The 21,900-nt window shown below is 74.3% G+C and carries 21 protein-coding genes; 10 read left to right on the top strand and 11 right to left on the bottom strand.

Annotation, left to right across the window (positions count from 1 at the left end):
* Positions 1-79 precede the first annotated feature (79 nt).
* Both AMIR_RS42235 and AMIR_RS23060 read left to right on the top strand, forming a co-directional pair.
* Positions 80-1,042 carry a response regulator transcription factor gene (locus AMIR_RS42235; RefSeq protein ID WP_015803355.1) on the top strand — a complete coding sequence of 321 codons (963 nt, stop codon included), beginning with the start codon at positions 80-82 and terminating at the stop codon, positions 1,040-1,042.
* Positions 1,043-1,152: 110 nt separating this feature from the next.
* Positions 1,153-1,566: a DUF2690 domain-containing protein gene (locus AMIR_RS23060; RefSeq protein WP_015803354.1), complete on the top strand. Its 414-nt coding sequence runs from the start codon at positions 1,153-1,155 to the stop codon at positions 1,564-1,566.
* Positions 1,567-1,618: 52 nt separating this feature from the next.
* On the opposite strand, the gene AMIR_RS23055 is transcribed toward AMIR_RS23060, so the two are convergent.
* Both AMIR_RS23055 and AMIR_RS23050 read right to left on the bottom strand, forming a co-directional pair.
* The gene (locus AMIR_RS23055) at positions 1,619-5,893 is read right to left on the bottom strand and encodes a glycoside hydrolase family 2 (RefSeq protein ID WP_015803353.1); all 4,275 of its coding nucleotides are present in this window, start codon (positions 5,891-5,893) and stop codon (positions 1,619-1,621) included.
* Positions 5,894-5,989: 96 nt separating this feature from the next.
* Positions 5,990-6,937 (bottom strand): threonine ammonia-lyase, encoded by a 948-nt coding sequence (locus tag AMIR_RS23050; protein WP_015803352.1) that lies wholly within the window; start codon positions 6,935-6,937, stop codon positions 5,990-5,992.
* A gap of 69 nt (positions 6,938-7,006) precedes the next feature.
* On the opposite strand from AMIR_RS23050, the gene AMIR_RS23045 reads away from it, so the two are divergent.
* Positions 7,007-7,894: a LysR family transcriptional regulator gene (locus AMIR_RS23045; RefSeq protein ID WP_015803351.1), complete on the top strand. Its 888-nt coding sequence runs from the start codon at positions 7,007-7,009 to the stop codon at positions 7,892-7,894.
* 16 nt (positions 7,895-7,910) lie between these two features.
* Here AMIR_RS23045 and AMIR_RS23040 read toward each other — a convergent pair whose 3' ends face one another.
* Positions 7,911-8,726, bottom strand: coding sequence for a helix-turn-helix domain-containing protein (locus tag AMIR_RS23040; RefSeq protein WP_015803350.1), 816 nt, complete (start codon positions 8,724-8,726; stop codon positions 7,911-7,913).
* 61 nt (positions 8,727-8,787) lie between these two features.
* On the opposite strand from AMIR_RS23040, the gene AMIR_RS23035 reads away from it, so the two are divergent.
* From AMIR_RS23035 to AMIR_RS43280, 3 genes are all read left to right on the top strand, one after another.
* On the top strand, positions 8,788-9,117 hold the full coding sequence (locus tag AMIR_RS23035) for a DUF1330 domain-containing protein (RefSeq protein ID WP_015803349.1): 330 nt from the start codon (positions 8,788-8,790) through the stop codon (positions 9,115-9,117).
* Positions 9,118-9,221: 104 nt separating this feature from the next.
* Positions 9,222-9,596 (top strand): hypothetical protein, encoded by a 375-nt coding sequence (locus AMIR_RS43285; RefSeq protein ID WP_425358832.1) that lies wholly within the window; start codon positions 9,222-9,224, stop codon positions 9,594-9,596.
* Positions 9,521-9,970 carry a hypothetical protein gene (locus AMIR_RS43280; RefSeq protein WP_049796940.1) on the top strand — a complete coding sequence of 150 codons (450 nt, stop codon included), beginning with the start codon at positions 9,521-9,523 and terminating at the stop codon, positions 9,968-9,970. Before AMIR_RS43285 ends, AMIR_RS43280 begins: the two co-directional genes overlap by 76 nt.
* Before the next feature lie 86 nt (positions 9,971-10,056).
* Here AMIR_RS43280 and AMIR_RS36080 read toward each other — a convergent pair whose 3' ends face one another.
* Genes AMIR_RS36080 through AMIR_RS42230 form a run of 3 tightly spaced genes read right to left on the bottom strand, consistent with a single transcriptional unit; the run spans position 10,057 to position 13,063 of the window.
* A complete protein-coding gene (locus AMIR_RS36080) occupies positions 10,057-10,782 on the bottom strand; it encodes a class I SAM-dependent methyltransferase (RefSeq protein ID WP_015803348.1) in 726 nt (241 codons plus the stop codon).
* A 53-nt stretch (positions 10,783-10,835) separates the two neighbouring features.
* On the bottom strand, positions 10,836-11,537 hold the full coding sequence (locus AMIR_RS23020) for a tRNA-dependent cyclodipeptide synthase (RefSeq protein WP_015803347.1): 702 nt from the start codon (positions 11,535-11,537) through the stop codon (positions 10,836-10,838).
* Complete coding sequence (locus AMIR_RS42230) at positions 11,534-13,063, bottom strand: class I adenylate-forming enzyme family protein (protein ID WP_245554539.1); 1,530 nt, start codon at positions 13,061-13,063, stop codon at positions 11,534-11,536. Before AMIR_RS42230 ends, AMIR_RS23020 begins: the two co-directional genes overlap by 4 nt.
* Positions 13,064-13,466: 403 nt before the next feature.
* Between AMIR_RS42230 and AMIR_RS23010 the strand changes: the two genes are divergently transcribed.
* A complete protein-coding gene (locus AMIR_RS23010) occupies positions 13,467-14,135 on the top strand; it encodes a HEAT repeat domain-containing protein (RefSeq protein WP_015803345.1) in 669 nt (222 codons plus the stop codon).
* A complete protein-coding gene (locus AMIR_RS23005) occupies positions 14,129-15,130 on the top strand; it encodes a HEAT repeat domain-containing protein (RefSeq protein ID WP_015803344.1) in 1,002 nt (333 codons plus the stop codon). Before AMIR_RS23010 ends, AMIR_RS23005 begins: the two co-directional genes overlap by 7 nt.
* Here AMIR_RS23005 and AMIR_RS23000 read toward each other — a convergent pair.
* From AMIR_RS23000 to AMIR_RS36075, 4 genes are all read right to left on the bottom strand, one after another.
* The gene (locus AMIR_RS23000) at positions 15,108-15,998 is read right to left on the bottom strand and encodes a MerR family transcriptional regulator (RefSeq protein WP_222840692.1); all 891 of its coding nucleotides are present in this window, start codon (positions 15,996-15,998) and stop codon (positions 15,108-15,110) included. The two genes, AMIR_RS23005 and AMIR_RS23000, sit on opposite strands and share 23 nt — an antisense overlap.
* A gap of 19 nt (positions 15,999-16,017) precedes the next feature.
* Positions 16,018-16,794 (bottom strand): SDR family oxidoreductase, encoded by a 777-nt coding sequence (locus AMIR_RS22995; protein WP_015803342.1) that lies wholly within the window; start codon positions 16,792-16,794, stop codon positions 16,018-16,020.
* 82 nt (positions 16,795-16,876) lie between these two features.
* Positions 16,877-18,370: an RICIN domain-containing protein gene (locus AMIR_RS22990; RefSeq protein ID WP_015803341.1), complete on the bottom strand. Its 1,494-nt coding sequence runs from the start codon at positions 18,368-18,370 to the stop codon at positions 16,877-16,879.
* 127 nt (positions 18,371-18,497) lie between these two features.
* Positions 18,498-19,082, bottom strand: a complete 585-nt coding sequence (locus tag AMIR_RS36075; RefSeq protein ID WP_015803340.1) for a TetR/AcrR family transcriptional regulator — start codon at positions 19,080-19,082, stop codon at positions 18,498-18,500.
* 95 nt (positions 19,083-19,177) lie between these two features.
* Between AMIR_RS36075 and AMIR_RS22980 the strand changes: the two genes are divergently transcribed.
* Complete coding sequence (locus tag AMIR_RS22980; RefSeq protein ID WP_015803339.1) at positions 19,178-19,981, top strand: SDR family NAD(P)-dependent oxidoreductase; 804 nt, start codon at positions 19,178-19,180, stop codon at positions 19,979-19,981.
* A 3-nt stretch (positions 19,982-19,984) separates the two neighbouring features.
* Here the strand turns inward: AMIR_RS22980 and AMIR_RS22975 are convergent, their stop codons facing one another.
* Positions 19,985-21,223 (bottom strand): MFS transporter, encoded by a 1,239-nt coding sequence (locus tag AMIR_RS22975; RefSeq protein WP_015803338.1) that lies wholly within the window; start codon positions 21,221-21,223, stop codon positions 19,985-19,987.
* A 257-nt stretch (positions 21,224-21,480) separates the two neighbouring features.
* Between AMIR_RS22975 and AMIR_RS36070 the strand changes: the two genes are divergently transcribed.
* The gene (locus AMIR_RS36070) at positions 21,481-21,861 is read left to right on the top strand and encodes a peptidase inhibitor family I36 protein (RefSeq protein WP_015803337.1); all 381 of its coding nucleotides are present in this window, start codon (positions 21,481-21,483) and stop codon (positions 21,859-21,861) included.
* The last annotated feature ends 39 nt before the right edge of the window (positions 21,862-21,900 follow it).

The raw sequence follows: 21,900 nt of genomic DNA, 5'->3' as shown, positions 1-21,900 counted from the left end.
CGGGCGGCGTTCGTCCCGATGGAGTCTGTCGCCCGCCACCCGCCGCCGGACATCCTGGGGCACCGAGCGCGGAGGTGGGATGTCCGAGCTGCCGCCGAGGATGGGGCCCGCCACGACCGCGATCCTGCGCGAGGCCCACCACAAGATCCTCGCCATGGGCGACGACCGGTTCGCCGTCTACGAGCAGGTCGTGCGCACCCTCGCCAAGGTCGCCCACGTCGACTCCTCCTACATCGGCCTCCTGCACGGCCACAAGGTCCGCTACGTCTACGGCACCGAGGACCAGCGGTTCGACGACCCCGTGCTGCACGCCTACGGCCCCACCGGGCCCGTCGCCTGGCTGCTGCGCCACCGCCAGACCTACCGGCACCGCTACGACGGCGGGGCCGTGCTGCGCGCGGGCACCTCGTTCGGCGACGTCACCCGCCGCTCCGCCGACGTCGTCACCGCGCCGATGCTGCGCCCCGAGCGCGGCGCCCCGGACTCGGTCATCGGCATGGTGTCCCTGCACAGCTACACCCCGGACGTCTACGACGACGAGGCGGTGCGCGCCTGCGAGTGGCTGACCGGCGTGCTGGCGCGGGTCCTGGTGCGCCAGGACGAGGACCGCGCCGCCCTCGCGGACCTGGCCGGACCGGGACCGGACGTGGCGGACGCGCTCACCTCGCACCGGGTCGTCGAGTACCTGTCCGGGCGGGTCGGCGGCATCCGGCGGACCGCGCTCGACGCCCTGGAGGACCCGGCCGCCGACCTCCGCGCCGCGCTGGACGAGGTCAGGGAGCGCTGCGAGCGCGTCCAGTACGAGCTGATCGACCTCACCGCCCGCGCCGACACCGGCCCCGCCGCCCGGTTCGCCGCGCTCACCCCGACCGAGCGCACGGCCGCGCTGCTCCTCGCGCGCGGCCTGGGCAACCGGGAGATGGCCGCCGAGCTGGGGCTGAGCGTGCACACCGTCAAGACGCACGTGAAGCACGTCCTCGCCAAGTACGGCATGGCCGACCGGGAGCAGGTGGCCGCGGACGTGCGGCGGCACGTGCAGTGACCGGGTGGGTACGCGCCGACCCGCCCCGCCTCACCCCGTGAGCGATACCGGGCCGCCCGGCCGCCGACCAGCATGGGACGCACCAGCCGCAGCGAGGACACGGAGGCCCCATGCGCACCACCGGGAAGATCGCGGCACTGCTCGGAACCACCGCCGCACTGCTCGCGCTGACCACCGGCGCCGCCGCCGCCGGACCCGAGCACCACAACACCGACCCGCTCGGCACCGGCTGCGCCTCGGGCGCGAGCACCATCCGCTCGGGCTCGGTCGGCGGCATCGGCTACGAGATCCGCTACTCGGCGGCCTGCGGCACCAACTGGGTCCGCGTCCCCGCCCTCAGCGGCACGGTCTACATGCTGATCCGCTCCGACTGGGGCGGCTCGGCCGTGGGCGGCTACCAGACCGGCAGCGGCGGCTCGCACTGGACGCCGCAGGTCTACGCGCCCGGCAGCACCTGCGTCACCTTCTGGGTGCAGCGGATCGGCAGCGGCGACCCGGCCACCGGCAACGTCCGCCTCTGCTGAGCGCGCGCCGTGCCCGTGCCGCCCGGACGCGAGGTCCGGGCGGCACGGGGGCTCACCCGCAGCTCAGCACCGGGTTCGCCCAGTCGGCGTGGTCGTGCGCGTTGCCGTCACCGCCGTCGGTCACCCGGAACGAGAGCACCCGCGCCCCGGAGGTGTCGACGCTGATCGCCTCGGCCGCGCTCCGCCCGGTCAGCACCGGGCTCAGGTGCACCTGCCGCCCGTCCGCGAGCACCTCGAACCGGACGCTGCCCGTGCCGCCGGTCTCGTCGTCCACCCCGACCACGGCCGTCAACCGGGAGCACCGCCCGCCGGTGTGCACCCGGAACTCCGAGTCCGCGTGCACCCCGACGCCCGCGTCGAACCCGGTGCCCCGCAAGCGGATCGGGTTGCCGTCACCGCCGACGTCCTCACCGTTGCTGCGGTCGCGCTCGATCGGCCCCCACCCGTTGCGCTCGTCCAGGAACTCCAGCGCGGACACCCGAGCCTCACCGCGCGGCGCGCTCGGCACGGCGGTGAAGTCCCGGCTCAGCGTCGTGGTCCCCTTGCCCGCCACCACGTCCACGAACACCGGCCTGGTCCCGGTCGGCCCGCCCTCGCGGGTGATCACCACCCGCGCCGACCCGCCGGACAGGTCCACCGACGCGGGCGTCGCCGTCCAGCCGTCCGGCACGCCCACCCTGGCCCGCGCGGGCGAGGCGCACGGCTCGGTGACCACCAGCTCTGCCGTCACCCGCCCGCCCGGCTCCAGCGCGGTGTCGGGGGCGTTCAGCTCGACGGCGGGCACGCAGTCCACCTGGCCGCCCAGCTCGCCCGTGGCCGCCTCGGCCGGGGTGAGCGGGCGCAGCAGCACCGAGTACGCGTACTCGGTCCCGGCCTCGACCTGGTACGGCTGGAGCGGCTCGTGGAACGTCTCGCCCACACCGGTGACCCGGTGCGCGGCGTGCAGCGTGGTCCAGCCGTCGTTCTGCTTGAGCGCGAACGGGTAGGCGGCCCGGTCCAGGTCGTCGTGCCGCGACACCCGCACGTCCAGGTCGCCCGCCACCAGCAGGCCGGAGCGCCCGTCGGACAGCGTCGCCCACCGGGTGTCCGCGTGGTTCCCGAAGTCCTGCGGCTTGTAGTAGTCGTGGAACTGCCCGTCCACAGTGGACTTGTACAGGCCGATCGGGTCGCCGGACTTGCGGTCGTCGTAGTTCTCGCCCGGCCCGCGCCCGTACCAGGTGAACTGCCGGTACCGCTCCGGAACCTTCAGCGTGAAACCGATGCCCGGCAGGTAGCTCAGGTCCCGCATCGCGCCCTGCGCGGCGACCCGGTGCCCGACGTGGATCTCGCCGTCGCCGGTGATCCGGTAGGTGAAGGTCTGCCCGAACGACGACCCCGCCACCGCCTGCGCGGTCGACTTCACGGTGACGACCGCGTCCACCGAGTCCCGGCCCACCTCCACGCTCGACGGCGTGGTGGTCAACCGGTCGAGGCCGTTGCGGTACCAGGAGCCGTCCTCGCTCATGAACTCGTTGGACAGCGGCGCGCGCCACGCGTCCAGCTTCGGACCGGCGGTGAGCAGCTCGTCCCCGCGCACGCGCATCGACGTGAGCGTCCCGGTCCTCTTGCTGATCGCGTAGCGGAAGCCCTGGCCGGACACCACGACCTCGTTCTCGTCCTGCGTCGTGGTGGTGCTGCCGGACCGGAGGCCCGTGTGCAGCCCGGCGATCCGCTCGCCGCCGAGCGGGAACTGGGCGATGCCGACGTCATCGCCCGCCCGGTCGGTCGCGCGCACGGTCAGCAGGCGCTCGGTGACCGCCGACCGGTCCGGCAGTTCGACCACGCCCGGCACGAGCGGGCCCCGGTGGTCGTCCACCACGCGCCCGTTGTCCCTGACCTCCCAGCGCAGCTCCAGGTCGTCGGTGCCGGTGAACTGCCGCTCGCTCACGACCGTCAACCGGTTGTCCGCGAACGAGAACCGGATGGGGGAGTGCACCGCCATCAGCTCGGTGGTCTCCGGCTGCGGCCTGCGGTCCGCCCACACCAGCCCGTCCACGCCGCCGGTGCCCGCGCCGTAGGATTGCTGCCGCCCCTCGTCCTCCACGGTCTCGAAGTCCAGCGCCAGCACCGCCGAGCCCTTGGGGTCGGCCGCCAGCTCGGACCCGGTCAGCGCCCGGTGGTAGATCCGCACCTGGTCGATCGCGCCGTGCGCCATCCGGGTGCGCACGTTCTCCTGCATGGTCTCGGGGTTGCGCCCGATGTTCACCGGCCAGTGCGACGGGTCGACCGTCCCGGTGAAGGCGGTCTCCGCGACCTGCTCACCGTCGATCAGCAACCGCAGCGCCGCGCCGTCGAACGTGCCGGTGACGCGGTGCCAGTTCCCGGTCCAGTCGGCGGGCACCCTCGCCCGGACGGTGCGCCAGGTCCCGCTGTGCACGAAGAACTCCAGCGTGGCGGCGTCGGACATCTTCAGCGCGTACTGGTGATCGCCCTTGGCGATGACCGTGAAGTCGCCGGTCCACGCGTCCGGCTTGACCCAGGCGTCCAGGGTGAGCCCGTCCCGCACCTCGTCGAACCTCCGGTCCCGGTAGACCTCGACGAAGTCGTCCAACCCGCTCAGGTGCAACGCCTTCCCGTGCGGTCCGTCCACTCGGGACGGTTTGCCGGACAGCCACGCCAGGATGCCGTTCGCGTCGTCCGGGGTGGTGTGGAGGGGCAGGGCGATGTTCTGCTCGGCCCAGTCCCAGATGAAGCCGCCCTGCACCTGCGGGTAGGCGCGCACGACGTCCCAGAACTCCTTGAAGTTGCCCAGGCTGTTGCCCATCGCGTGCGCGTACTCGCCCATGATGATCGGCTTGGTCGTCGTGCGCGCCTTCGCCTCCAGGCTCGACGGCGACGGGTAGCGCGGCCCCGCCACGTCCGCGAACGGCGCGTCGCCGTCCGGCACGTTCGGCTGGTGGTAGAGCGGCCGGGTGTCGCGGGCCCGCGCCAGCTCGGCCATCGCGTGGTGCGCCCTGCCGAGCCCGGCCTCGTTCCCGGTGTCCCACATGACGACGCTCGGGTGGTTCTTGTCCCGCTGCATCATGCCGGTGAACCGGTCGAGGAACGCGTCCTGCCACTCCGGGCGCTCGGCCAGGCAGTCGGTGGGGCAGTTGTCGTGGTGGTGCGTCTCGGTGTCGACCTCGTCGGCGATCATCAGCCCGGCGCGGTCGGCCAGCTCGTAGAAGTGCGGATCGCTGGGGTAGTGGGAGGTCCGCACCGCGTTGACGTTGAACCGCTTCATCAACCGCACGTCCTCCTCCTGCTCCTCGCGGGTGACGTGACGGCTGCCGCGCACGCTCGTCTCGGCCCGGTTGACCCCCCGGAACAGCACCCGCTTCCCGTTGACCTTGAGCTGCCGGTCCACGATCTCGATCTCCCGGAACCCCACGGGCTGCCTGCCGGTCTGGACCACCTGCCCGTCCCGCAGCAGCTCAACGCGCAGCTCGTGGACGTTCGGCGTCTCGTCGGTCCACTTCAACGGGTTCGACACCCGCCCGTCCACGACCGGCACCTCGGTCCCGCTCGGGTCGAACAGCCTGGTCCGCACCGAGTGCCCCTCGGCCGGACCGCCGAGCACCACGTCCGCGCTGAGCGTCGCGTCCCGGTAGTCCGCGTCCAGGTCGGTCCTGATCGTCACGTCCGCCAGGTAGGTCCTCGGCGTGGAGTACAGCCACACCTCGCGGAAGATCCCGGAGAACCGCCACTGGTCGAAGTCCTCCAGGTGCGACCCGGAACCCCAGCGGTGCACCTGCACCCGGACCGCGTTGCGCCCCGGCTTGAGCCTGCTGGTCACGTCGAACTCGGCGGGCGTGTACCCGCCCTGGTCGTACCCGACGTACTCCCCGTTGACCCACACGAAGTAGCCGCTGGTCACCCCCTCGAACCGGAGCAGCGTGCGGTCCCACTCCGGCGGGAGGTCGAACTCCTTCTCGTACACGCCGGTCGGGTTCACGTCGCGCGGCACGGACGGCGGGGCGTCCGGGTACATCTCCGTCGGGATGTTGCGGAACACCGGGTGGTCCAGGAAGTCGGTCTGCCAGGTGTGCGGCACCGAGACCGTGCGCCAGCCGTCCGCCGTCTCGCGCACGTCCTCCGGCTTGTCGAACATCCTGATCCGCCACTCGCCGTTCAGGCTGAGCCGCTGCTCGGGCTTCAGGTCCGGGTGCGGCGGCTCCTGGTTCTCCCCGGTCATCCGGGGGTCCTCCAGGTACGCGAGCGCGTCCACGGGGTCGGCCGGTCGGGCCCGCGCGGTCGCGGGCGTCAGGAGTGAGAGCGCTACCACCGTGGCTACGACGACACGACGCATGTCTTCGGAAGCTAGGGGCGCGCGGAGAAGACCGTCAACGCATGTCCGGGTTTCTGTCCGGCTCGCCCCCGCGGCCGGGCGCGGACCCGACCCCGGTCAGCCCGCCCCGACGGCGGCCCGGATCTCCGCCTCGCTCGCGTTGGCCCCGGTGCACACCAGCGCGACGCTGCGCCCGGCGAACCGCTCGGGTTCGGCCAGGTAAGCCGCCAGCGGGGCGGCGCCCGCGCCCTCGGCGAGGGTCTGGGCGTCGCGCAGCATCACCCACTGGGCGTGCCGGATCGCCGCGTCGTCCACCAGCCGGAAGTCGTTCAGGCGCGCCCGCAGCACCCGTTGCGGCAAGGCGAACCCGCTGCCGGTCGCCAACCCCTCGACCGCCGTGCGGTTGGGCCGCGCGACGAGCTCGCCCGCGCGCCACGAGTCGTGCGCGGCGGGTGAGGCCGAGGTCTGCACGGCGATGACCTCGCAGTCCGGGGCGAGCGCGGCGGCGACCAGGCAGGCGGCGGCGGCCCCGCTTCCGCTGCCCACCGGCACGATCACCACGTCCAGGTCGGGCCGCTGCTCGAACAGCTCCAGGTAGGCGGTGGCCACGCCCGCGATGATCTCCGGCTCGTCCGCCGCGCTGACCAGCCGCATCCCGCGTTCCCGGGCGAGCTCGACGGCGTGCTCCCGCGCCTGGTCGAACGTCCCGCCCGCCTCCACCAGCTCCGCGCCCAGCGCACGCACGGCGGCGGCCTTCAGCGGGTTCGGGGCGATCGGCATCACGATCGCGCAAGGCACGTCGAACAGCGCCGCCGCGTGGGCGAGCGACTGCGCGTGGTTGCCGGTGGAGTAGCCGACCACCCCGCGCCGCCGGGCCTCGGTGTCCAGCCCGGCCATCAGGTTCAGCCCGCCGCGCACCTTGAACGCGCCGGTCGGCTGCACGTTCTCGTGCTTGACGAACACGCCGGGCCCGAGAGCGGGCGCGGGGCGCAGCGGCGTCGGCGGGAGGTGGGCGCGCACGGTCCGCCGGGCGCGCAGCAGGTCGGGGAAGGTGGGGATTCGCACGCCTCCACGGTGACAGCGGCGAACCCATAGGACCAGGTGCGATTTTCGTCGGAACGATAGCCTCGGTCTATGGATCTGACCCGGTTGCGCGTGCTGGTGGCCATCGCCGACGAGGGCTCGGTCACGGCGGCGGCCGAGGCGCTGCACTACGCGCAGCCCTCGGTCAGCCACCACCTGGCCAAGCTGGAGGCCGAAACCGGCGTCGCCCTGGTGCGGCGCGTCGGCCGGGGCGTCCGCCTCACCGAGGCCGGTGAGCTGCTGGTCGACCGGTCGCGCGAGATCCTGGGCCGGGTGGAGGCCGTGCGCGCCGAGCTGTCCGCCCACGCCGGCCTGCGCGCCGGACGCGTCCGCCTGGCCGCGTTCCCCTCGGCCCTGGCCACCCTCGTGCCGCACGCCGCCGCCAAGCTCGCCGAGGACCACCCCGGCGTAGAGCTGGCCCTGACCGAGGCCGAACCCGAGCAGGCCCTCACCGCGCTCCGGCACGGCGAGGTCGACCTCGCCCTGGTCTTCGACCACCCCGACACCCCGGACCAGCCCCGCAGCACCACCCTGCACCCGCTGCTGCGCGAACCCCTCTACCTGATCACCCGCAAGTCCGACCGCGCGGGCCGCACCCCGGCCGACCACGCCGACCGCCGCTGGATCGCGGGCTGCCCCCGCTGCCGCGCCCACCTGGTCGCCACCTGCGAACGCGCGGGCTTCACCCCGGAGGTCGACTTCGAGACCGACGACCACGTCGCCGTGCAGGCACTGGTCGCGGCAGGCCTCGGCGTCAGCACCCTCCCCGGCCTGGCCCTCCTGGCCCACCGCAACCCGGCCGTCCGCGCCACCCGCCTGCCGGACGACCACCGCCGGGTCTCGATCGCCACCCACGGCGCACCCCCGCTGCCAGGCCCGGCGCAGGCGCTCCTGGACGCCCTGCTGACCGCGCCCCCCACCCCGAAGTGGCCCCGCTGACCGGTCGGCTGAGCCGCTACCCGCCCAGGCCCACCCGCGCGAACCGCGCCCGCGTGCGCTCGTCGGCGGGCAGCAGCGTCTCCAGGTGCAGCCCCGCCACGGCCCGGTCCGCCGGGCCGGTCAGCCGCGTCGACGTGCTGACGAACCGCAGCACCCCGCCGTCTGACTCCAGCTCCAGCACCAGCACCGGCCCCGGCCCCGCCGCGGGGGCGGGCGGCACCCCGAGCCCGGCCAGGTGACCGGTGATCTCCGCCAGCAGCGCCACCTGCGCGGCGTCGCCGGTGCGCTCGGCGCGGTGCCGGAGCTGCTCGCGCAGGTGCCCCGCCCACTGCGGCAGGTTCCGGACGCGGCGGGCGAGGCCGTCCGGGTGCGTGGTCAGCCGCAGCACGTTCACCGGCGGCTCCAGCAGGTGCGGCGCGCACCCCACCAGCAGCTCCGCCGCGGCGGCGTTCGCGTCGATCAGGTCCCAGCGGTCGTCCAGCAGCAGCGCCGGGTGCGGCAGGTGCGCGTCCAGCAGGTCCCGCACGCCCGCCAGCACCACCGGGTCCGCCGCCTCGGGCGCCACCGGGGTGCGCGGCGCGTACCCGCCCGCCAGCAGCAACCGGTCGCGCTCGGGCTGCGGCACGTCCAGGTGCTCGGCCAGGCGCAGGATCATCTCCGGCGTCGGGTGCGCCAGCCCCGTCTCCACCCGGCTCACGTGCCGCGCCGACACCGCCGCCGCCTCCGCCAAGCCCTGCTGGCTCAACGACTTCCGCCGCCGCCACGCCCGCAGCAGCACCCCCACCGGCTCGTCCACGCCCGCCAGCCTAGGGGGCATGACCTCCGAGGTCATGGCGCGCGGAGCACCCGGACCGCCACAGTCGTCGGCAACGGCCCGACGAGAGGAACCGGACATGACCGGCTACGCGATCGCCCACCTGACCGACGTCCGGATCGGCCCCGAGGTGCTGGAGTACATCACCCGGATCGAGTCGACGTTCGAGCCGTTCGGCGGCCGGTGGGTGGTGCACGGCCAGGCGCACGACGTGCTGGAGGGCGAGCTGCTCGGCGACCTGGTGATCATCGGCTTCCCGAGCGCCGACCTCGCCCACGAGTGGTACGCGTCCCCGGCCTACCGGGAGATCCTGCCGCTGCGCACCGCCCACTCGCGGGCCACCACCGTCGTGGTCGCGGGCGTCCCGGAGGGCTACCGCGCGCAGCAGACCGCCGACAAGCTCACCTGAGGCGATCTCAGCAAGGTCCGCGCTGGTCAGTAGCTCTGCAGACGAGGGCGGGGAGCTTTCCGCTATGACTGGGTTTGCGACGACTCAGCCAGAGAAAGCTCCCCGTGATCCCCCGTCCTGCCATCCTCGACGTCCCCCACGCACTGGCCCGGCACCTGGCCCGCCTGCTCCACGCCGAACGCCTGCGGCGCGGCACCCGCCGACGCACCCGTGCCCTGACCTGCCTCCAGCAGGCCGTGCTGGGCCTGCGGTGGTTGCGCGACCACACCAACCCGGACCGGTTGGCCCGTGACCACCGGGTCTCCCGCGCCACCGCCTACCGCTACCTCGACGAGGTCCTCACCGTCCTGGCGAACCAGGCCCCCGACCTGCCCGAAGACCTGGACGAGGCCGCCCGGCGCACGTGGTCCTGGACGACAAACTCTTCCGCACCGACCGCTACCACGGCGAGACCACGCTCAACCGGCACAAGCGGGTGATCGACGCCTGGTACTCGGGCAGAGCCCGCCGCCACGCCCTCCCGGCCCTGGCCGGGGCCGCCACCGAACTCGGCCTTCCCACCCTGGCCGACCAGGGATACCTCAACGCCGGACACGGCGTGATCACCCCGAACCGCACCCCGCGCAAGCGCTGGGCCGAACCGGAACTGACCGTCGACCAGAAAACCCACGACCTGCTGCCACGTGGCCTGCGAGGACGCGGCGAACGCGGGTTCGCCCTGCAGGTCGGACGCTGGAAAGCCCTGCGCCACACCACCGCCAGCCCACGAAAACCCACCCGGATCGTCGCCGCCGCACTGGCCTGCACCCACTACGAACACCACTGGAGAAGCACCGCGCAGACACCTCGCTGAGATCACCTCACCTGAGGCGCGGGGCCGCCCGCGACCGGCGCGGAACGCCGACCGCGAGCGGCCCCCACGGCCACCTCGGAAAACGCTTACTCCTTGTAGGCGCTCAGCAGCAGCCCCGGCGGGTTCTCCAGCAGCCGCCCCAGCCGGACCGCGTCGTCCTCGGACACGGGGGAGTGCGTCATCTCCTCCCACGTCACCCGCGTCAACCCGGCCGCCTCCACCGCGCCCGCCAGGGTCGCCGCCGTCCAGTAGTGCACCCGCACCGACGCGGGCGGGTCCGCGTGGATCGTCACGGTGAACGGGTCGCCCTCCAGCAGCCCCACCGGCCGGTCCACGAAGAACCCGAAGTCGCGGGCCGCCTCGTTGTCGCAGTCCGCGTTCCCGACGTACGCCAGCAACCGCCCGCCGGGGGCCAGGTTCGAGGCGATCTGCGCGCACATGCCGTCCAGCGCCTCCCTGCTGCCCGCGTAGTGCAGCACGTTCACCGCGACCACCACGTCGAACTCGCCCAGCGCGGGCATCGTCGCCGCGTCGTGCACGTGGTAGCGCACCCCCAGCGGACGCGCCGCCTCCGCGGCCTCGGCCAACCGGATCATCCCCGCGGAGGAGTCGGTGCCCACCACCTCGGTCGCGCCGCGCTCGGCGACGAGCCGGGCGTAGATCCCGTCCCCGCACCCGACGTCCAGCACCCGCTTGCCCTCCACCGGGCCCAGCGCGCGGAAGAACGACGGGAACTCCACGTGCTCCCGGTAGAAGTGGATCGCCTCCTCGATGTCGCCGAGCTTCTCGGCCAGCGAGTCGTACTGCGTCATGGAACCCCCAGTGCGCGTCGTGGAAGCACAGTGCTCGTCGTGCCGGGAGGGCGTCAGCCCACCGGGCGGATGGTGGCGTACGCCTGGCGCGGGGACGCCCGCAGCAGGGACTCCCCGGAGAAGACCACCTCGGCCAGCGGGAGCTTGCGGTGGTAGAAGTTCACCGACGTCGGCACGTCGAAGATCTCGCTGGACGCCAGGAAGAACGGCAGCTCGGCGAGCAGGTACCGCATGGCCCGCTCGACCTGCTCGTCGCTCGCCATGCCCCGGTGCCCCTTGAGCGCGAGGACTTCCCGGCTCATCTCGGCGCTGGTGCCCCGCAGCACCTCGTCCTCGCGCAGCGCCCGCTCGCACTCGGCGAGCCGCGCCCGGTACACCTCGCCGCCCTCCAGCTCCGACATCAGGTTCAGCCCGTCGCCGGGCCGGGGGCCACCGGCCGCCTCCCAGGCCCGGCTGACCCGGTTGCGCAGCACGTTGACCTCCGCGCGCGCCTTGCGCTCGGCCCGCCGCTCCTCGTAGCCCAGCGCGAGGTAGGTGTGCACCAGCGCCGAGTCCGGGATGACCACGTCGATCCGGTCGGACTCGCCGCGCAGCCACCCGAACAGCTCCGCCATCCTGGGCACCTGGAAGTAGCTGTTGCCGGGGCTCACGCCGAACACCACGTGCTCGCGCCGCTCCCAGATCAGCCGGGACTCCTCGGTGAACGGCTCGACGGTGAACGCGCCCCGCCGGTCCGGCTCGGGCGCGGCGCTCACGTCCACCGCCCGTGGCCGGGGCTGCCCGCGCCCTCCAGGTGCCGCCTGCGCAGCTCCTGCCGCAGGATCTTGCCGGTGCCGGTCCTGGGCATGTCCTCGAAGTCGATCACGACGGGCTCCGCCAGCTCGGGCACCCCGCGCACCGCCGCGCGCCATCGCTCCCGGTCCAGCTCGCCGCCCGGCGCGGCCACGACCGGCACCGGCGGGCCGTCCGGCACCGGCAGCAGCGCCACGTCGTGGCCCCTCGGGAGGCGCTCCACGATCACGTCCTCGTGCTCCAGGCAGCTGCCGCCCGGCGTGTGGTTCACCTCCCGGTCCAGCAGCATGAGCGCGCCGGTCCTGGTCATCAGGCCGATGTCGCCGGTGTTCCACCAGTCCCCGACGGCCTTCTCGCGCCACCGCTCGGGTTCCTTGTAGTAGCCGACGCAGCGGGCCTTCGTCTTGGCCAGCACCACCCCCGGCTGCCCGGTCGGCACCGGCCGGAACGTCGTGGGGTCCACGACCTTCAGCTCCACGAACCCTGGCATGGGCCGCCCGACCTTGCGCGGTCCGGGGTTCTCGTCGCGCCGCTTGTTCGCCCGGTAGCGGGTGATCATGGTCATCCCCATGCCGCCGGTCTCCGACTGCCCGTACCCCTCGCGCCACACCGGGAACCGGTGCTTCGAGGCGTTCAGGAACACCCGGATCACCGACCAGCGCATGGCGTCGAAGTTGCCGATGAACATGCGCACGGCGGCGAACGCGTCGCCGCCGTTCTCGTCGGCGAGCGGCACCATCCTCTGGAAGTCGATCGGCAGCGCCTCGATCACGGTGGGCCGGTGCTGCCGCAGCAGCGGGCCGACCACCTCGGGGTCGTTCTCGCTCACCAGCAGGGTCGTCGCGGGCGAGAGCGTGAGCACCGAGTAGATCCAGGTGAACGCGCGGGCGTGCACGTACGGCAGGAACATCGCGGCGACGTCGTCGCGGGTGAACGTGAGCGGCGGCAGCTTGCGGCACTCCAGCCGCGCCATCTGCCCCTGCAGCTTCTCCGGGGTGTACATGATCAGCTTCGGGACGCCCGTCGTGCCCGAGGTGTGGGTGAGCATCATCAGCTCGTCGTCGCCGCGCGGCACGAACTCGGGCACCGGCCCGCCGAGCAGGTCGGTCAGGCGCAGCGCGCCGGGCACGTCCCCGTCCAGGCACAGCGTCCGCTCGGCGAACGCGGAGACCAGCTCCCCGTTCGAGTCCTGCTCCTCCAGCAGCCGCCGGGTGCCGATCAGCAGCGACGGCTCCACGCGCTGGAGCAGCGGGCGCGCGGTGTCCGGCGGCAGCAGGCCCGACAGCATCACCGGGATCGCGCCCACCCGGACCACCGCGGCGGCGATCAGCAGGCAGTCGAAGTGGTTCTCCTTGTACACCGCGACCCGGTCGCCGGCCCGCACGCCCGCCGCGTGCAGGGCGCCCGCCGTGTTCCGGACGATCTCCGCGAGCGCCGGGAGGTCGACGATGGACTGCCCCGACGGGTCGATGTCCATGGGGCGGCTCATCCGGAAGAACATCGGTTTCCCGATGCGCGCCCTGCGGTCGAACAGGAGCCCGAGGCTTGTTCTCCACAATTGCATGCCTGACATTGATCCCCCATGTGGTCGAAAATTCGACGCAGAGGACGGTAGGACCGGGCTGTTCAGGCGGTCAAGAAGTCGGGCCGGCTGCCTTCGGGGCTTGCGGTCGAAACCTCTGGGCTTCGGTTCCGGTGACGAGCCCTTCGGTTCGGGGGTTGCGCAGGGGAATTGTGACGCGTGCTCACCATAATATGTCGGAAATCCGCCAGAAATTCTTCGGAATCGATTCTTGTGAAATTCCCGTCAACCCCGGCGCGGGTGCGGGGGCGCGCCCGGCCTTGACCCTGACACCGTGACAAGCTGTTCACTGCGGCCAGGAGGTGGCCCCATGACCACGAGCGGAACCACGCGGACCGGGCAGCTCGCCAGGGCGCTGGAGGCCGAGGACGCCTCGGTGCGGCTCAGGGCGGCCGTGGCGGCGGGCACGACCCCCGACCCCGCCCTGCTGGACGCGCTCGCCCTGCGCTGCGCCGTCGAACCCGACTTCTTCGTCCGCGACGCGCTCTCCTGGGCCCTCGCCCGGCTCCCGGCCGCGCTCACCCTGCCCCGCCTCCACCCCGAGCTGGCCTCCCCGCTCGCCCAGGCCCGGAGCCAGGCGCTGCACACCCTGTCCAAGGTCGGGGACCGGTCCGCGTGGCCCTGGATCACCCCGGACCTGCTGCACGCCCCCGAGCCCGAGGTCGCCAGGACCGCGTGGCGCACCGCCGCGGCCCTGGTCCCGGACGGGGAGCGGGCGCGGCTGGCGGGCGAGCTGCTGCGGCACCTCGGCCGGGGCGACCGGGACACCCGGCGCAGCCTGAGCCGGGCGCTCGTCGACCTCGGCGAGGTGGTCAGGCCGCTCCTGGCCAGGGCCGCGCGCCACCCCGACCCGGAGGTCGCGGCCCACGCGGGAGCCACCGAGGCGCTCCTGGACGACCCCGACGCGGGCGTCGACGGCCTCCTCGACGAGGCCGCGCGGATCGTCCTCCGGGGAAGCGCGGGGGCCGGGGAGTGCTGATCGGCGACGTCGCCCGCCAGTCGGGCGTGAGCACCCGGATGCTCCGGCACTACGACGCGCTCGGCCTGGTCCGCCCGACCGGCCGCACCACCGGCGGCTACCGCGAGTACTCCGCCGACGACCTGCGCCGCATCCTCCACGTGGAGGGCCTGCGCTCGCTCGGCCTGACCCTCAAGCAGGTCCGCCGCGCCCTGGAGGACCCGGCGTTCACCCCGTCCGGGCTGGTCGGCGACCTGATCGCGGAGGCCGAGGACCGGCTGGCCCGCGCGCGGGAGCTGGTGGAGCGCCTGCGCGTGATCGAGACCTCCGCGCCCGACAGCTGGCGGGACGTCCTGCGCGTCGTGGAGCTGGTGCGGGGCCTCGCCTCGACGGCGCCCGCGCGCAGGCAGCAGGCCGCCCTGTCCGGCGCGGAGACCGGCGGCGCGCCCGCCGAGCTGCTGGCGGGCGCGCTGCTGGCCGAACCGGACCCGCACGTGGCGGGCGCGCTGAGCTGGGCGCTGGCCCGCTCCGGCGGTGACGGCGTCCCCACCCTCGCGGCGGGCGCGCGTTCCGCCGACCCGGACGTGCGCCGCCGCGCGGTGCGGGCGATCGGCGAGCTGCCCGGCACCCCCGGCACGACCGCGCTCCTGTCCGACGCCCTCGCCGACCCCGACCGGGCGGTCAGCGGTCAGGCCGCGCTGGCGCTGGGCGCGCGGGGCGAGCCGGGGGCCGTGCCGCACCTGGTCGACCTGGTGGTCGAGGGCGGCGGCGACGTGGACGCGGCGGAGGCGCTGGCCGCCCTCGCCGAGGACCCGGAGCAGACCGGGCGGATCACCTCGGCGCTGGTCGACCGCCTCGCCACCGCCACCCCCGCCGCCCGCATCCGCCTCACCCAGGCCCTGGTGGAACTGCCCGGCCCCGCCGCGCGGGCCGCCCTCCACGACCTGGCCTCGGACCCCGACCCGGCCGTCGCGCTGGTCGCCTCCGCGCTGGTCACGGCGCTCGGCGGGCGCTGACCGGCTCGGTGGGCTCGACCAGCCACGCGACGAGCGTCCGCCACCGGTCGGGCTGCCCGGTGTCGCGCGGCCCGACCAGGTACACCTCCTCCACCAGCCCCTGCGACACCAGCCCGCGCCGGGCCGCGAACGAGCCGACCGCGCCGTAGGTGAGGTCGAGGTCGTCGTGCGGGCCCCGGTGGACCGCGACGACGGCGGTCCGCTCGGGCAGGCGCAGCGCGCGCACCGCGCCGGGCGGCGGTTCCGCCTCGGTGGGCAGGTAGACGGTGGCGCGCCCGCCGCCGCCGGTGAACAGCTCGTGCGCGTACCGGCCGCCGGGCGGCAGCACCGGCCGGTCGCCCGCCGCCACGTCGAGCTCGCGCATGGCGTCGTCGTACCAGCCCGTCCCGGCGCCGGGCGGCACGTCCAGCGAGAGGGCCAGCACCCGCGCGCCCGGCAGGGTCTCCAGGGCGACGTCCCGCAGGGCGCCGGGGTCGAGCAGCTCGCGCAGCGCCTGGACCGCGCGCTGCGTGCGGCCGAGCCGGTCCTCCAGCCTGCGCAGGTGCGCGGCGACGATCTCGCCCTGCCCCGACTCGCCCTGCCCCGACTCGCCCTGCCCCGACTCGCCCTGCCCCGACTCGCCCTGTCCCGACTCGCCCTGCCCCGATCCGGCGGCCAGGAAGCGGCGGACGTCGGCCAGGGGCAGGTCCAGCTCCCGCAACCGCCGGATCGTCAGCGCCGGGCGGACCTGCTCCGGCAGGTAGTGCCGGTAACCGCTCGCCGGGTCCACGTCGGCGGGCACGAGCAACCCCTGCTCGTGGTACCGCCGCAGCGTGCGGACGCTCAGGTGCGTGATGCGGGAGAACTCCCCGATCGTCAACCGCGCCACCACATCCCCCTCCCGGTGCTCACACCGTCGGAATGGTGCCACCGTCGACCACGAACTCCGCGCCGACCACCGATCCCGCGCGGTCCGAGGCGAGGAATCCGATCACCTCCGCCACCTCCTCCGGTTCGGCGGGCCTGCCGAGCGGCACGCCGCCCAGCGCCCGCGCCAGCTCGGCGATCGCGGCCTCGCGGGTGAGCCCGCCCTCGCGCTCCCGGCGGGCCAGCAGCGCCTCGGACCCGTCCGTGCGGATCCACCCCGGCGCGACCGAGTTCACCCGGACCCCGCTCGGCGCGACCTCGTTCGCCAGGCCCTTGCTGTAGGTGGCGAGCGCGGCCTTGGCCGAGGCGTAGGCCAGCGTCGACCCGTGCAGCGGCAACCGGCGCTGGATCGACGTGACGTGCACGACCGACCCCGACCCGCGCGCCACCATGCCGGGCAGCAGCGCCCGGTCCAGGCGCACCGCCGCCAGCAGGTTCAGCGCCAGCTCCTCGCCCCACAACCCGTCGTCGATCACCGCGTACCCGCCCGACGGCGTCCGCGACCCGCCCACGACGTGCACCAGGACGTCCGGCACGCCGATCGCGGCCACCGCCCCGGCCGCCGCCGCGACGCCCTCCGGCGTGCCCAGGTCGGCCCGCACCGCGAGCGGCCCGTCGTCGGCGGGCGCGCGGGCGATGGTCACCACGCGCGCCCCCTCGTCGGCCAGCCGCCGCGCCACGGCCGCCCCCGTTCCCCTGCTGCCACCGGCCACGACGGCCAGCCGCCCCACCAGGTCACCCCTGCCCGTTCCGCTCATGCCGGCAACGGTGGGGCCTCCCCCAGGGGGAGGGTCAAGCCGGCCGCCGCTCAGCCGTTCAGCAGGTCAGCCGCCCAGCAGGTCAGCCGGTCACGGCGGTGCGCGTCCACTGCTGGTTCGCCCCGCCGTTGCACGGGTACTGCTTGAGCACCACCCCGTCGGCCGTCGACGAGGACGGGACGTCCACGCACTTGCCGCTGTGCCGGGCCTTCAGCTGGAAGTGGCTCCCGGACGCGACCAGCTGGAACTCCTGGTTCGTCCCGCTCCCGCAGGTGTACTGCACCAGTTCGGCCCCGTCCGCCGTCGACGCGCTCACCACGTCCAGGCACCGCCCGCTGTTCCGGCTCACGATCCGCCAGTGCCCGCCGCCCGCGTCCTGGAACTGCCACTGCTGCCAGGGGTTCCCGCCGTACGCGTACTGCCCGACGCGCGCCCCGTTGTCGCCGTTCGGCTGCTGCACGTCCATGGACTTGCCGCTGTGCCGCACGTCGACCCGGTAGTTCGTGGTCGGCGGCGTCGACCCGTCACCCCAGGCGTACCGCAGCCGGTCGGCCCCGGAGGCGTTGCGGACGGTCAGGTTCAGGTCGGTCCCGCCGCCGCTGAGCGCGTACAGCGAGTACGAGTCGTAGCCGAGGTTCCCGGTCGGCTTGCCGCCCAGCGCGGGCCAGTACGTGCCGCCCATCCCGTTGTCGCGCATCACCTGCGCCATGGCGCGGATGTGGCGCACGAAGTTGTCGGTGCTGCCCGCGTTGCCGTAGTCGAGCCCGGTGGACATCGGCGCGCCGAACTCCGTGGCGACCGCGCGCGAGGCGCAGCTGCCCAGACGGGTCTGGATGTGGCCGCGGAAGGCGTCGTAGGTCATCGCCTCGTAGAAGAACGCGTAGTGGTGGAAGGACAGCAGCGTCGAGGCGAACCTGCTGTCGCCGCACACGTCCCGCAGGTCCTGGCTGTACCCGGTGCCGCCGATCAGCACCCGGCCGGGCGGGGCCGAGGCGTGGGTGGCGAGCCAGCCCGCCGCGACGTCGCGCCACTGCGCGGAGGTGTAGCCGTGCGGCTCGTTCATCGGCTCGAAGTACACGCCGCCGTGGGACGCGTACGCGCCGACCACGGTGGCCCACATGCTGTTCCACGCCGAGGTGTTCGTGATCCGGCCGCCGGAGGCCGCGCCGTCCTCCCAGTAGGCGAGGATCACCTTGAACCCGCGCGCGGTGGCGGCGTCGATGGCGCCCCGGTAGGCGTTCCACCAGGTCGTGTCGGCCACGGTGTGCGTGTTCACGGGCAGGCGCACGGTGTTGACGCCGAGGGTGGCGGCCAGGTCGTCGTAGAGGGCGTTGGCCTTGGCGCGCACGGTCGCGTTGCTGTCGGACCGGCTGAGCCCCTGGGGGACGAGCGCGGTGGTGCTGAAGTTGTCGCCCAGCACGGCCCAGTTCACGCCCCGGAACTGGTTGGTCGCGGCGCGGGCCTCGGGCGCTGGCGCGGCCAGGCAGGCCAGCGCGGTGAGCGCGGCCACCACCAGCGCGAGCGGTCTGGGTGCTGCCGTGGGGGACCCGGAAACCTGATCGGCACGTCGATCCACGCTTCGCCTCCTCGCGAGCAGGACTCGTGGCGCCACCGGGCGCGGTCCGGGAGCTGCGCCGGGAGCGTTCCCGGCCGACCGTAGCGCAGGGTTTTCGAGGCTGACAAGGACCGGTGCGAGCGCCCGCTCAGCCCCGTCCCGGCAGCAGCGCGCCCAGGATCCGATCGAGGTCCACGTCCCCCGGCGGCGCGCCGTGGGCCTGCTCCCACATCACCACCCCGTGGAACACCAGGTGCGCGATCACCTCCGCGTCCCCCAGCCCTTCCAGCTCGCCCCGCTCGCCCGCGCGCGCCAGCGCCCGGTGGAACGGCGCCAGCGTGCGCGCGTTCGCCGCCCGCACCAGTTCGCCCAGCTCCGGCGCCCCGGTCGTCGCCGCCGCGATCAGCGCCCGCCCCTCGGGGCGGGCCGCGTTGTCCCGGATCGCGGTCATCAGCGCCAGCAGGTCCCCGCGCAGCGACCCGGTGCCCGGATCGGCGTCGTAGCGCGCCAGCAGCGGTTCCACCACGTCCGCCAGCAGCGCGGCCTTCGTCGGCCACCGCCGGTAGAGGGTCGTGCGGTTCACGCCCGCCGCCCTGGCCACGCCGTCCATGGTGACGCCGGTGAAACCCGCCCTGGCCAGCTCGGCCAGGGTCGCGGCGCGCACCGCCTCCACCACCTGGCGGCTGCGCGGCCCGTGCTGCACACCCCTGGTGCGCCTGCTCGGCTCGGTCACCGGAAAAGCCTAGCCGCCCGGCAAATGGCACCACAGTGTTGCCTTTTGCTGACCGCAGCGGTTACCGTCCCCGGACCCACCGAGAGGAACCCGCCATGACCACCGCCGACGTGTCCGCCCGACCGCTGGCCGACCTGATCTCCCTCGCCGGGCGCCGCGCCGTCGTCACCGGCGGCGGGCGCGGGCTCGGCAAGGCCATCGCCCTGCGCCTGGCCGAGGCGGGCGCCGACCTGGTGATCGGCGACGTCGACGCCGACCTCGCCACCACCGCCGCCGAGGACGTCGCCCGCCTGCACGGGGTGCGCGCCCTCGGCTGCGCCATGGACGTCACCGACAGCGCCTCGGTCGCCGCCGCCGCCGACCGCGCGGTCGACGAGCTGGGCGGACTGGAGGTCTGGGTCAACAACGCGGGCGTCTTCCCCGCCGTGCCCGCGCTGGAGCTGGCCGACGACACCTGGGACCGGGTGTTCGCGGTGAACGCGCGCGGCACCTTCGTGGGCGCCCGCGAGGCCGCCAAGCGCATGACCGAGGGCGGCGCGATCGTGAACATCGTGTCCACGGCGGGCTTCCGGGGCAGCGCGCCGGGCCTGGCCGCCTACGTCGGCTCCAAGCACGCCGTCCGGGGCCTGACCCGCGAACTCGCCCTGGAACTGGCCCCGCTGGGCATCCGCGTGCTCGGCGTCGCCCCCAGCCACGTCCCCACCGAGGGCAACCTCGCCGCCGCAGCCGCCGCACCCCACCCCGCCGACCAGCCCCCGACCCCGCTCATGCTCAACGGCCCGATCGGCCGCCCCGGCGTGCCGGACGACATCGCCCGCGTCGCCCTGTTCTGCGCCTCGGACCTGGCCGCCTTCATGACCGGCAGCACCCTGCTCGCGGACGGCGGCAGCACCGCCTGACCGTCACCCCGCAGCGAGCGCGCCCTCGTCCCGCGCCCGCCGCGCCGCCGCCGGGACCACCCGCTCCAGCCGCAGCACCGCCGCCCCCGCCAGCCCGTTCACCGCCGCCAGCGCCAGCCACGGCAACCAGTGCCGCACCTCGAACAGCGACGTGAAGAACGCGGGCCCCACGATGCTCGCCACCGTGAACGAGTACTGGAACGAGGCCAGGTACCGCCCCCGCGCGGACGGCGGGGCCAGTGCCGTGGCCAGCGCCATCGACACCGGCGCGTGCACCAGCTCCGCCGCCGTGAACAGCGCCGTCGCCACCAGCAGCACCGGGACCACCCAGAGGAGGCGACCCGGCCCGAGCGCCGCGAACAGCAGGCACCACCCGGCCCACAGCGCGGCGGCGGCCACCAGCACCCTGGTGCGCCGGAACGGGGCCAACCGCTTCACCACGGGCGCGGCCAGCAGCGACAGCACCAGCGTGTTGCCCACCAGCACCACCGGAGCCAGCCACGCGGGCGCCCGCAGCGCCTCCACCACGAAGACCGGCAGCCCGAGCGCCAGCATCAGGCTGGTCATCGCGAACACCGAGTTGATCCCGGTGAGCGCCAGGAACGGCCGGTCGCGCAGCATCGCCCGGTAGCCGCCGTCACCCGCCGCCTCGCGCTCCCGCCTCGGCGCGCGCACGAACGCCCCGATCGCCGCCCCCGCCAGCAGGTAGCACGCCGCCGAGCCGACCGCGACGCCCCGGTGGACGGCGTCGTCGCCGGAGGTGACCACCGCCGCCGTGACCAGCCCGCCGACGCCAAGCCCCGCCGTGCGGGCCATGTTCGCCCAGGCGAACCACTGGTCCTTGCTCATCGCCCTGGTGCTGCCGTCGGCGAAGTCCGCGACGGCGGTGAACACGCTCGACCAGAAGAAGCGCACACCCACCGCCACCAGCCCGGAGCTGAGGAAGATCCCCACCGGCCCGTCCACCGCGGTGTAGGCCAGATATCCCCACCCCTGCGCGACCTGCGCGCCCACCACCAGCGGCAGCGGCCCGACCCGGTCGGCCAGCCAGCCCGCCAGCACCGGGATCGGCAGGGTGAGCGCGTTCGCCAGGCTCACCAGCACCCCGATCAGGGTGAGCGGCACCTCGGTGAGCCTGGTGAAGAACAGCAGCGCCAGCGGCACGAACATCCCGTTGCCCACCGAGTCCACCACCAGCGCCGCGATCAGCACCGGACCGCCCCTGCTCCGCGTCGACGGCATGGGTCCAGGCTCCCGGTTCCGGCGATCCGCTGTGGCGGCTGGTGACCCTAGCGGGGGCGTCGGGGACCGTGAAAACCGTTTTCCCGCCCCGTGCGCGCGCCGCGACCGACACCGGGTTCGCCTTCCCGATGCGCGGCGAACACGCCTCCGGGACCGGCCTTGACGCGCCTGCCGTCCGGTGGTCTCGTCAGGGCGCAAGGGAAACCCGGTGGGCGACCTCGCCGCTGCGCACACCTGTCGCAGGACAAGGAGAAGCGATGACCACCAGCAAGCCGATCGCCGCGCTCGCCACCGCTCTGCTCGCGCTCGCCGCCGCCCCCGGCGCGCACGCGGCCACCGCCGTCGCGGACGCCCCGGCCCAGGCGACCTGCGAGTTCGCGGGCACGCTCTGCCTGTGGGACCGGACCGGCTTCACCGGGACCCGCTTCACCGTCTCCCCGTTCCCGCCCGGCACCGCCACCTGCGTCGACCTGGTCGAGCACGGCTGGGGCGAGCGGGCTCGCTCGGCGGTCAACACCTCGACCAAGACCATGGCGCTGTTCCTCACCGACGACTGCACCGGCCACCCGTACCCGGTCGACGCGGGCTCCAGCCAGTCCGAGCTGAACATCGCGGCCAACAGCGCCTGGGTGCAGTGACCCCGCGACCTCCCCGGGGGACACCGCGCCCGCCGCAGT

It is taken from the genome of Actinosynnema mirum DSM 43827, assembly GCF_000023245.1.
Lineage (GTDB): Bacteria > Actinomycetota > Actinomycetes > Mycobacteriales > Pseudonocardiaceae > Actinosynnema > Actinosynnema mirum.
The sequence above is the reverse complement of the archived record's forward strand: the minus strand, read 5'-3'. Positions and strand labels throughout refer to the sequence as shown.

Coding starts and splice junctions, on each gene's coding strand:
- AMIR_RS42235 (WP_015803355.1), top strand. CDS start 80: ATGTCCGAGCTGCCGCCGAGGATGGGGCCCGCCACGACCGCGATCCTG.
- AMIR_RS23060 (WP_015803354.1), top strand. CDS start 1,153: ATGCGCACCACCGGGAAGATCGCGGCACTGCTCGGAACCACCGCCGCA.
- AMIR_RS23055 (WP_015803353.1), bottom strand. CDS start 5,893: ATGCGTCGTGTCGTCGTAGCCACGGTGGTAGCGCTCTCACTCCTGACG.
- AMIR_RS23045 (WP_015803351.1), top strand. CDS start 7,007: ATGGATCTGACCCGGTTGCGCGTGCTGGTGGCCATCGCCGACGAGGGC.
- AMIR_RS23040 (WP_015803350.1), bottom strand. CDS start 8,726: ATGACCTCGGAGGTCATGCCCCCTAGGCTGGCGGGCGTGGACGAGCCG.
- AMIR_RS23035 (WP_015803349.1), top strand. CDS start 8,788: ATGACCGGCTACGCGATCGCCCACCTGACCGACGTCCGGATCGGCCCC.
- AMIR_RS36080 (WP_015803348.1), bottom strand. CDS start 10,782: ATGACGCAGTACGACTCGCTGGCCGAGAAGCTCGGCGACATCGAGGAG.
- AMIR_RS42230 (WP_245554539.1), bottom strand. CDS start 13,063: ATGAGCCGCCCCATGGACATCGACCCGTCGGGGCAGTCCATCGTCGAC.
- AMIR_RS23010 (WP_015803345.1), top strand. CDS start 13,467: ATGACCACGAGCGGAACCACGCGGACCGGGCAGCTCGCCAGGGCGCTG.
- AMIR_RS22995 (WP_015803342.1), bottom strand. CDS start 16,794: ATGAGCGGAACGGGCAGGGGTGACCTGGTGGGGCGGCTGGCCGTCGTG.
- AMIR_RS22980 (WP_015803339.1), top strand. CDS start 19,178: ATGACCACCGCCGACGTGTCCGCCCGACCGCTGGCCGACCTGATCTCC.
- AMIR_RS22975 (WP_015803338.1), bottom strand. CDS start 21,223: ATGCCGTCGACGCGGAGCAGGGGCGGTCCGGTGCTGATCGCGGCGCTG.
- AMIR_RS36070 (WP_015803337.1), top strand. CDS start 21,481: ATGACCACCAGCAAGCCGATCGCCGCGCTCGCCACCGCTCTGCTCGCG.